The sequence below is a fragment of the Syntrophorhabdaceae bacterium genome (assembly GCA_028713955.1).
GTDB lineage: Bacteria > Desulfobacterota > Syntrophorhabdia > Syntrophorhabdales > Syntrophorhabdaceae > UBA5609.
The window spans coordinates 1-10141 of sequence record JAQTNJ010000107.1; the positions used below are offsets into that span (position 1 = coordinate 1).

General features: G+C 47.8%; 10 protein-coding genes. 3 read left to right on the forward strand and 7 right to left on the reverse strand.

The features are described from left to right. Positions 1 to 608, forward strand: a 608-nt coding sequence (locus PHU49_09975; protein MDD5244333.1) for an aminopeptidase, incomplete at its 5' end; no start/stop codon positions are given. A gap of 308 nt (positions 609 to 916) precedes the next feature. Here the strand turns inward: PHU49_09975 and PHU49_09980 are convergent. Next, entirely contained in the window at positions 917 to 1237 is a 321-nt protein-coding gene (locus tag PHU49_09980) for a carboxymuconolactone decarboxylase family protein (protein ID MDD5244334.1), read from the reverse strand. A gap of 304 nt (positions 1238 to 1541) precedes the next feature. Here PHU49_09980 and PHU49_09985 point away from each other — a divergent pair, with 304 nt between their 5' ends. Continuing rightward, on the forward strand, positions 1542 to 2450 hold the full coding sequence (locus PHU49_09985) for a cysteine synthase family protein (GenBank protein ID MDD5244335.1): 909 nt from the start codon (positions 1542 to 1544) through the stop codon (positions 2448 to 2450). A gap of 185 nt (positions 2451 to 2635) precedes the next feature. On the opposite strand, the gene PHU49_09990 is transcribed toward PHU49_09985, so the two are convergent. From PHU49_09990 to PHU49_10015, 6 genes are all read right to left on the reverse strand, one after another. Then, positions 2636 to 3445, reverse strand: a complete 810-nt coding sequence (locus PHU49_09990; GenBank protein ID MDD5244336.1) for an SDR family NAD(P)-dependent oxidoreductase — start codon at positions 3443 to 3445, stop codon at positions 2636 to 2638. Between the two features lie 18 nt (positions 3446 to 3463). Then, complete coding sequence (locus tag PHU49_09995; GenBank protein ID MDD5244337.1) at positions 3464 to 4840, reverse strand: TRAP transporter large permease; 1377 nt, start codon at positions 4838 to 4840, stop codon at positions 3464 to 3466. Between the two features lie 444 nt (positions 4841 to 5284). Next, complete coding sequence (locus tag PHU49_10000) at positions 5285 to 6286, reverse strand: TRAP transporter substrate-binding protein (protein ID MDD5244338.1); 1002 nt, start codon at positions 6284 to 6286, stop codon at positions 5285 to 5287. A gap of 100 nt (positions 6287 to 6386) precedes the next feature. Beyond that, positions 6387 to 7010 carry an XRE family transcriptional regulator gene (locus tag PHU49_10005; protein MDD5244339.1) on the reverse strand — a complete coding sequence of 208 codons (624 nt, stop codon included), beginning with the start codon at positions 7008 to 7010 and terminating at the stop codon, positions 6387 to 6389. 145 nt (positions 7011 to 7155) lie between these two features. Next, positions 7156 to 8856: a thiamine pyrophosphate-binding protein gene (locus PHU49_10010; protein MDD5244340.1), complete on the reverse strand. Its 1701-nt coding sequence runs from the start codon at positions 8854 to 8856 to the stop codon at positions 7156 to 7158. Between the two features lie 58 nt (positions 8857 to 8914). Next, the gene (locus PHU49_10015) at positions 8915 to 9154 is read right to left on the reverse strand and encodes a hypothetical protein (GenBank protein MDD5244341.1); all 240 of its coding nucleotides are present in this window, start codon (positions 9152 to 9154) and stop codon (positions 8915 to 8917) included. Positions 9155 to 9649: 495 nt separating this feature from the next. On the opposite strand from PHU49_10015, the gene PHU49_10020 reads away from it, so the two are divergent. Next, positions 9650 to 9844, forward strand: coding sequence for a hypothetical protein (locus PHU49_10020; protein ID MDD5244342.1), 195 nt, complete (start codon positions 9650 to 9652; stop codon positions 9842 to 9844). Positions 9845 to 10141: the final 297 nt, after the last annotated feature.

A 10141-nucleotide genomic window follows, 5' to 3' on the forward strand; every position in this document is an offset into this window, starting at 1 on the left:
ACAGCCTGAAGGTAAAATATTTCCGCATCGAGTCGGAGCATGTTGATTTAAAGATCACCCCGGGAGAAAAAAGGCAATGGAAGGGCGTCTCAGGCCACAATATTCCAAGCTTCGAGGTCTTTCTCTCGCCTGACTGGCACGGCACCGAAGGCGTCTATTATGCGAACCTCCCGTCCTTCCGGAGCGGAAATTACGTTGAAAAGATACGTATTGATTTTCAGAAAGGTTCTGTCGCCACAATGGAAGCCGGGAAAGGAGAGGACTTTGCGCGGAAGCAGCTTTCCATGGATAAAGGGGCCTGCAGGGTCGGTGAATTTTCCCTTACGGACAGGCGTTTTTCACGGATTGACAGGTTCATGGCGGATACGCTCTTTGATGAGAACTTCGGCGGACAATACGGGAACTGCCACATCGCCCTTGGCGCCTCATACACCGATACATACGGTGGCAATCCTGCTGCAATGACCGGGGCATTAAAGAAGAAACTCGGGTTCAACGATTCCGCGCTCCACTGGGATCTCGTCAATACAGAGGATAAGACGGTAACTGCCTGTCTTACATCAGGCAAGAAGGTCATCATATACGAAAAAGGAGTCTTTAAATACTAAGTGAATGGTGAAAGGCTCTCGTAATTCGTGAATCGTAATTCGTAATTGGATGAACCCAATGAAAGGTAAATGCGTCATTGCGAGCGGAGCGCGGCAATCTCACTAACAGGATCGCCACGTCGCTTCACTCCTCGCGATGACACAGGGTTTGCTATGCGCCATGCGCTTTGCGCTATGCTGATCCAGGCACACAGCCGTCAACGTCGATTATCGATCATCGACTATCGAGTTTGCCATGAGCTGATCGCTGATAGCTGATAGCTAAAAAACTGTCAGTATCAAGTAACGAGTAACGAGCATCAAATCCGTTACTTCTTCCCCGCCTTCATGGTGTTGTAAACCGAATAGGCCTCCATAAAAGCCGGGAAACCTACTGTGGGGAGCAGCAGGAGCAGCGCATGTTTTATCTCCTCATCCGTTAACCCTGCCTCCTTACCCCTTGCGATGTGAGTCTCAAGGGATATTTTGTGGCCGCTGGCGCCTGAAACGGCAATCTTTATCAGCCAGCGAACCTTCTCGGACAATGGCCCTCCCTGTACGTGTATCTCTTTGCCCAGCGCTTCGTGACCTTCATAGATGCGGGGAAACTCTTCTCTGAATCGTGTAAACACTTCATGCACGTCTTTCATGGCAAACCTCCTTTCTTTTATCCCGGATACATCACGTAGAGCATGGTATCGGGATATCCCGTAGCAAACCGTCGTGAGACAAAGGCAGCAGAGAGCGGAGAGCTGAGAGCATAGAGATAAACTTCTTAAAGAATTGTCTCTTTGGTTTCTCACCTTTCACCTTTCACCTGGTTCCTTCTACCTTTTTAGTTTCGGAACACCCTTTTGTCAAGTCGCTTTATCGTCTTTCTCTTGTGAAAGCGCTTGGATTCTGCTAATCTTTTTGAGGAACAAGAACATTACGCGCAACCAGGAGAGATTATATATGAACATACTGTCGGCCATCGGCAATACACCGCTTGTAGAATTAATGAATATCGATACACCCCCCGGCGTGAAGGTCCTCTGCAAGCTTGAAGGGTGCAACCCCGGGGGCTCCATCAAAGACCGTCCCGCCCTCTATATGATCACAAAGGCGGAAGAGCGGGGAGAGCTTACAAAAGACAAGACCATCCTTGAACCTACGTCCGGCAATACCGGGATCGCCATTGCCATGATCGGGGCTGCGAAAGGGTATCACGTTGACCTCTGCATGCCGGAATGCGTCAGTACGGAAAGAAGGCTTATCCTTGAAGGACTCGGCTCAAGCGTCTTTCTTACGCCTGCAAAAGAGAATATCGACGGCGCCATTAAAAGGGCGCATCAGCTCATGGAAGAGTTTCCGAACAAATATTACATGCCGAACCAGTACGATAACGAAGATAATGTCCTTGCCCACTACGAAACAACGGGACCAGAGATATATGCCCAGACCAACGGGGGCATCGATTTTTTTGTTGCCGGTATGGGTACAACGGGAACGCTTATGGGCACTGCAAAATACCTGAAGGAGAAAAAACCGGCTGTGAAGATCGTCGGTGTTGAACCGGTCATGGGTCACACTATCCAGGGATTAAAAAATATGACCGAATCGATAGTCCCCCACATATACAACCCCGCAATACTGGATCAGAAAGAGATGGTCGAAGACGGTGAGGCCTTTGAGGCAACCCGGTTCCTTGCCCAGAAAGAGGGGATCTTCGTCGGAACATCAAGCGGCGCCGCCGTTGCAGTGGCTTTACGGATAGCGCGGAAGATAGATCACGGGACGATCGTCGTCATACTCCCCGACAGGGGAGACCGTTACCTGAGCACCATGCAGTTCAGGTCCATCTGCGCAAAATGCCCGCCGTAAAATTCAGCACGGAGCAAAGAGCGTGGAACAAAGGGCTTAAAGCTCTCAGCTCCGACCGTCAGAAAACAATATCTTATCAGTTTTAAGTATCCTATTTTCTTTAATCAAGATAATTGTTTGGTCAATCGGTGGATCTTCTGTCTCCGTTGTGACCTTTCCCATCTTGACTGCTTGGATTGTGTTTCCTATCTCTTCCGAGCGCTACGTTCTTCACGTCGGGCCATGTTCTCCGGATAGTCCCCAAACCCTAACAGGTTGCCTCCGTTTACATCCATCACCATCCCTGTGATCATGGCCGCGCGTTCACTAACGAGGAAAAGGACCGCCTCTGCTTGATCCATGGGGGAGCACCATCTGCCCAACGGGATTTGGCGGATAATCTCTTCTTCTTTTTCTTTCGTGAGTTTAGATTCAGTCATCTTGGTTAGCGTTGCTCCGGGGCAGAGGACGTTGACGTTTATGTTATACCTCGCCAACTCATAGGCAAGGTGCATACTAAATCCTAACAGTCCGTATTTGGAGGCGGTGTAATCAGCTCCTCCAAGGTAACTGATACGCCGCGCTGCAAGCGAGGCAACATTGACAATCTTCCCATACCGTCGCTCCATCATGAACGGAATAACCGCCTGACACATCAGAAAGGAGGCTTTCAGGTTTACACTCATAACCCGATCCCATATTTCTTCTTCGATCTCATGCACAAGCGAAGCGGATCCTTCGATCCCGGCATTATTCACAAGGATATCAACCGGGCCAAAATGGTTAACCAATCGATGGACCATCTCACGCACATTACTCTTAATAGAGACATCGCCCGGAAGTTCAAAGACCTTGCCTCCATCCTCCTCGATTGCACTCAGCGTTTCTCGGATTCCCTTGATGTTTACATCTGCCAATCCTACTCGGGCACCTTCGCGGGCCAAAATTTTCGCAACGGTTTGCCCAATTCCCGACCCGGCACCCGTTACCAAAGCGACTTTATTATAGAGTTCCATATTCTCCTTTCTTCACTCCTATTTACCCATTAATATTTGAGGAAGCCACAGGGTAAGGTCCGGAATGAAAGTAACGCAAATCAGCGTAACAAGCAGGGCAATAAGAAATGGATAGGATTCTTTGACAACATCCTCAAATCTAGCCCCGGAAATGGTTGCGGACAAATACAATAAATAACCGACCGGAGGGGTGACCAAAGCGATCATCAGGTTGACGGTTACAATAACCCCGAAATGTACAGGATCAATCCCTACCGCCCTAATAAGAGGCATCAACATGGGAACAATTACCACCATGGCCGTCATGGGATCTAACACAAACCCCCAGAGAAGGAAAAAGATGTTAATAATACATAAAATGACCCATCTGGATTGGCTGAAAGAGGTAAACAGCTGGAGGATAACTTCACCAGCTCTCATTTCAGCCACCAGATAACTGAAGATTCCGGCGCTGGCAATAATAGCCATCACATTAGCTGAACTTAACATCGATTTTGCGAACAGGCGGGGTATATCTTTAATGTTTATTTCCCGGTAAAAAAATAGGCTCAGGACCAGGGCATAGGCTACGGCTAAGGCTCCCGCCTCTGTAGGAGTTACCATACCGCTTACAATTCCTCCAATAATGATTATGGGCATCATCAAAGCGAGGCCGGCGTCAATGAAAGCTTTCGCCATTTGTTTTAATGGAACTCTTGGGTGAGACGGATAATTTCTTCTTTTACTGATTAAATATGAGGTTGCGAGTAGATACAGCCCCATCAATGTTCCCGGAATGGCCCCACCCAGAAACAGCTTGCCGACAGATTCCTCGGTTAGCAACGCATACATAACCAAAGGGATTGACGGTGGGATCACAGGTCCTATAGTACTACTCGTTGCAGTGACAGCCGCCGCATAGGAGGCTGTATACCCTTCCTTTATCATGGCGGGAATGAGGACGCTGCCTATGGCAGAGGTATCTGCGACTGCCGACCCTGATACACCGCTAAACACCATGGAGGCAATAATATTAACGTGACTAAGACCCCCTCGAATGTGGCCAATGATAGCTGTAGAGAAGTCTACCAGACGGCGCGTGATTCCTCCGGCATTCATCAGGTCTCCAGCCAGAAAATAAAAGGGGATTGCTAGAAATGCAAAATTGTTCAAGAAGTTGATGATCTCCAGGGGAATGGTTGTAAACGATGAGCTATTCCAGAATATGGTGCAATAGACCGCTGAACTCAGTCCCATGCTGATAAAAATCGGGAGTCCCAGGACGGCGAAAAAAAGAAACGCACCAATTAAAACGATTAATTGAAGCAGCCCCACATGTTCACCTTTGTTTGACAGGCCTGAAAAACCGGGATATGAGCAAGAAGATGGATAGACCACTGCCAACGATGTTGGCATAATAATGAACCTGTACTGGAAGGGAAATGGTTGCCAGGAAAATCCCCTCGAAAGCTTTCAATACCGGAAAAGTCAGAAAAAATATAAGAACCATAAAAAAAAGGGAGAGAGTCAAATAAAGCCGTGTAAACCAGGGCTGCATCGATGGAGAGACCCTGTTCTTTACGAAATCCATACATAAATGACTCTGGCGATCAAGACCGACAGGAATGCATAGCCAGACCGTCCAGATGAAAAGCAGGACCACCAATTCATGAGACCAGGTCAAAGAGAACCGGAAAACATAACGGCAGAAGACCTGACCCATGGTAATTCCGGCTATCGCGATGAAGAGAAGACCGATCAATCTTTCTAAAAGGCGTATAATCATCGAGGATATCTTCTCCATAAAAAGTCCTGAGTTAGGCCCCGACCGCATGATCCTGTTCGGACACTGATTACTCGTTATTCCATGGCCCGGATCTTATTATAAAGACCTGCTGGCCAGAGTTTCCCATCCAGTTCATTATTGATGGCTTTGGCAGCAGTAGCCTTAAAGGCTTCCAAATCGGGTTTTAGAACGATCATGCCTTTTTCTTGCACGCCTTTTATCGATTTCTCCAAAATCTTTTCATTCTCTTCCTTACCCCATTTGTAGGTAGGCTCTATGGCATCCAGGAGCGCTTTCTGCTCCTCAAGACTTAATTTATCCCAGGTTGCCCTGGAGATAAGTATGATAAGGCCCTGGCGGATGTAATCAATTGGGGTAACATATTTTTGGACTTCATAATATTTCGCCATATAAAGGGCATCGAACCCATTATCCTGCCCATCGACCACACCCTGCTTCAGGGCCATGTAAAGTTCACTGGCCGAAAGGGGAATTGGCGTGGCCCCCCAGGCCTTTATGACGATGTGGATAGGCTTGAGTTCAGGGACCCTGAGCTTGAGGCCTTTCATATCTTCAGGTTTTGTTACCTTACGGGTGCTTGTGCTGACAAGTCGAGGAGATCTGTCGGCAACGTAACCCAGAAATTTAAAACCGCCTTCTCTTTCGACCGGGGCAATCATTGACTTAAACAATTCCGACTGGAAGTACTTCCGCATGTGGCTATCGGAGTTAAAGACATACGGGGCGTACAAAACATTCAGATGTTCCCCTCCCTTGGCCATGGAGGGCACGGCGCCGCCGCAAAGTATCATATCTATCTTTCCCATTTTTATTTCAGCAAGGTTCTTGGCCAAACTGCCCAATTGACCGCTGCCGAAATTATTGATTTTGAGTTTTGGAACGAATTTAGCCACTTCTTGGGAATAATGATCTGCTATCGGCCCCCAAACCGGCTGGGGAGCCACAAAAGCAAGTTTGAGGACTCTTCCCTCAGCAGAAAATCCCATTTCATATCCGGATAGAAGCATGATCCCTACCATTAACCAGAGAAAACTAAACTTTGCCTTTGAAACCATCTTTGTACCTCCTTGGCATCAATATTCCTTGATTCCTTGCCTTCTCAAATCGACCTTTCTCAATATCTCTATTTAACCCTAAATGATTGGACTCCTTGATTTAATCTTTGGTCTGGAATGTTTCGGTCCGTCTTCCGGGTATAAGATGGACATTCAATGTTTTTGCCGGCTTCTTACTTAAACTGACTCCTTTGTGTGGAGTGCTTCCTTTCAAATAAGCGGCATCCCCTTCGGTCAGGGAGTACTTCTTGATTCCCATGGTAAGCTCGACTTTACCCTCCAGGACATAGATAAATTCTTGTCCTTCGTGGGTAGCCAGCGGGACTTCTTCCTCCTTATCCTTCTCTTTCAAAGTCATAATGACCGGTTCCATGAAACACTCCTCCATCCCTTCCGCAAGCAGTTCGGCTCTATATCCCCTCTTTGAGACTTTCATACTCCGGAGCCCTTTGCGCGAGACAACATATTCCTGGTTTTCGTTCTTTTGGAAAAAGTATCCGATGTCTATTTTAAGGACATTGGAGAGCATTTCTAAAGTAGGAACTGAAGGCATAACCAGCCCATTCTCTATCCTGGAAATGAGGGGGGCTGAAAGCCCCGTCTCCTCTACTAATCGTTTCATCGTCATACCCATCGATTTTCGAAGCTCTTTCAGTTTGAGCCCAATTCTCTTGGCCAGATCGTCCTTATTTTCCGCGGCGCTTTTTGAGGGTTTAATCACCATAACAGAAGGTTCTCCTAAAATTGCTTAATGATAAATTTATTTACCATCAAGCATATTTATTGTCAAGAAATTAATTTACTTACAATAAATATATGGAAAAGTAGCAAATTTTGATCTCTCCTTTCGCCGAAATCGGTGTTGCTTCTCATACGGCCGCCGTCCTCACATTAAATGAAGACACAATCAAAGAATTATTCACTTTCCTGTCGATCACCACATCGAGAAGTGCCGGTCTCTTCGATGCCAACGCCTCTCGGAGGGCTGGCCCTACCTCGCCAGGTTTAGTCACGCGCCGGCTCCAGGCGCCCGTGGCTTTCGCAATGGCCGCGAAGTCCGTAGCTGAGAATTCGGTCGCAAAAGGATGATCCTCCTGAGCATCATGAACCATGCCCAAGGCCGAATCGTTAAAAACCACAATGACCACCGGCACGTGATATTGATTTGCCGTGAGCAGGGTATTCATGCTAATCGCCATTCCACCGTCACCGGATATTGCCACAACCGGTCGCTCCGGCAAAAGCATCTTTGACGCAACGGCAGCAGGAAGAGACCATCCCATGCCTGCCAACCCGCCAGGGCTATAAAAGCTTTGAGGCGTTCGTGTCCGAAAATCATGACACATCCACAGACGGTTATTCCCAGCATCGACAGTGACCAATGCTTCAGGAGGAAGGGCTTGACCAATTTCGAAGACGAGTCGCCGAGGATGGATGGGTTCATTGTCCCATCCCTGAGCAGCCTCCATGGGGAGGTCCGGCCAACTCCCTGCTGGCGGCCAATCCTCTGATCTCCCCTCTGCCGGTATCCGGGAAAGGACAGAGAGCAACTGTCCTAAGACAACTTTGGCATCTCCCACCAGACGCAGATCCACAGGATAATTCCAACCCATGTTTCGGGGATCGATGTCAAGGTGGATGATCGTCTGCTTCTCCGGTTGGATCAAACGGGAACTCATGTAGCAGGTATTGGTTGGGGAAAGGCGAGAGGCAGCTACAAGGATCATATCTGCCTTGGAGATTGCCTCATTCGCTTGATCTTTACCATATGTACCCATCATCCCCAGACTCAGGCGGTGCGTCTCCGGAATGGTACTCTTTCCGAGAGAAGTGGTTGCCACGGGAGCATTGAGCGCTTCTGCCACCTTCAGCAACTCATCATAAGCCCTTGAAACGTGAACCCCGTTCCCTGCAATGATGAGTGGTCTCTTCGCCCTGCGCAGCATGCGGCAGGCCTCTTCTATTGAGGTTGGGTCTGCATGTACCCGGGAAAGGCCCAACAATCGTCTGGTAGCGTGAAGGGGAGGAACTCCTTTCTCATCGACCTCATTGATCAATGCGGATTGCCGAAAAATAACCGCTGCAGGCCCAGGTCGTCCTGCTGAGGCATGCTTGATAGCCTGCTGGACACCAATTACTCCTTCATTGGGTGTTACAGCCGCCGTGACATATTTCGTCGCAGCACCCAGAATATTGAATAGATTAACTGAACCGTAGTCTCCACTTCCTCCCTGAGCTGGCCCCATTTGCGTGAAAAAACCTCTCTCGCTGAAGTCCGTGAGCACAACCATCGGGCTCGACGCAAAAAATCCCCCCATGATTCCAAAGAGGCCCAGGGACCCCGCGTAAATCCCCTGGGCAATGACGACACCGGGTTTTCCGGTCAAGCGGCCATACATATCTGCCATCACCGATGCCATCTGCTCATCTCGAGTCAAAATAACCCGTATCCGATCCCGATAGTCATACAGGGCATTATAGAGATGATAAGAACCACCTCCGGGCAGTCCGAAGACATGATCGATTTCTGCATCAAGAATCACCTGGACGATCTTTTCTGCTCCTTTCATCTCTTTTCTTTTCCTCCCGCTAACCAATATTTCTCCCACCTACTCAAGGGAGATCATCTCATATCTTTTCCCATCCTTCGTCGCTATTCCTACGTCTCTCATCTCGGGAATATCTTTTAGTGAGTCTCTCCGGACTGATCTGCCCCGGAGATGAGGGGGGGGCTGAAAGCCCCGTCTCCTCTACTAATCGTTTCATCGTCATACCCATCGATTTTCGAAGCTCTTTCAGTTTGAGCCCAATTCTCCTGGCCAGATCGTCCTTATTTTCCGCGGCGCTTTTTGAGGGTTTAATCACCATAACAGAAGGTTCTCCTAAAATTGCTTAATGATAAATTTATTTACCATCAAGCATATTTATTGTCAAGAAATTAATTTACTTACAATAAATATATGGAAAAGTAGCAAATTTTGATCTCTCCTTTTTCAATCATGGCCATGGCCGGGAAACGGAAACTGAGGGTTTTTACCGTTACGTGCAAGGACGGAACACAGAAGATCCACGAGGTGCTGGATAGGCAATGAGCGCCTTGATAAATTTATCGGAGCGCTGTATCGGTACAAGATGCATCAGAAAAAAGCGCTGTGAATGTGACCCCCAAAATTTTCGGGGAAGTCATTTTCTGAGGCAAAATGAAATGGATCCCATTCTTTTACATTGGTAATCAAGAGCGTTGCCCGGCAGGAGTTGGCTTTTTATGAAGACTTTTATATGTATGGGATTGAGTAAGGGCCACGCATGCCCAGATTTACATAAACAAATCTTCATGATACCTTGAGGCGGAGGAAGGATTTCATGGACTCTTATCTGTTGCCAACACCATTTATTGATTGCGGTCATCCCGAGGTAACGGAAAAGGCCGATGAATTGATTAAAGGTCTATCTGAAGATATCGAAAAAACAAAAAAACTCTTCATATTTGTTCGTGACAATATAAAACATAACCCTTACACTCCTCGTTCTGTGCGAATCATTTTCGTGCAAGTGTGACGCTGGCAAAAAAAAGAAGGATTCTGCATCCAAAAAGCTGTAGTACTTGCCGCATTGATTAGTAGCCGTGGTCAAGCCGCGATTGGTCAGGGTCTCATGTTAATTAAGACAGCACCGTAGGGAGCGAATGAAAAGGCTTACCGGTACCGCTCAGCGGGAATTATTGTTTGTTTATGAGGAGGCTTATGCTGTCTGTAACCCTTCTACGATCGCCGGCAGGATGTCGCCTGACTTCCCGAATAAGGAAACGTCCGCTGCTTGAGTAATCGGCGTGGGTTCCAGATTCACTTCAATGAC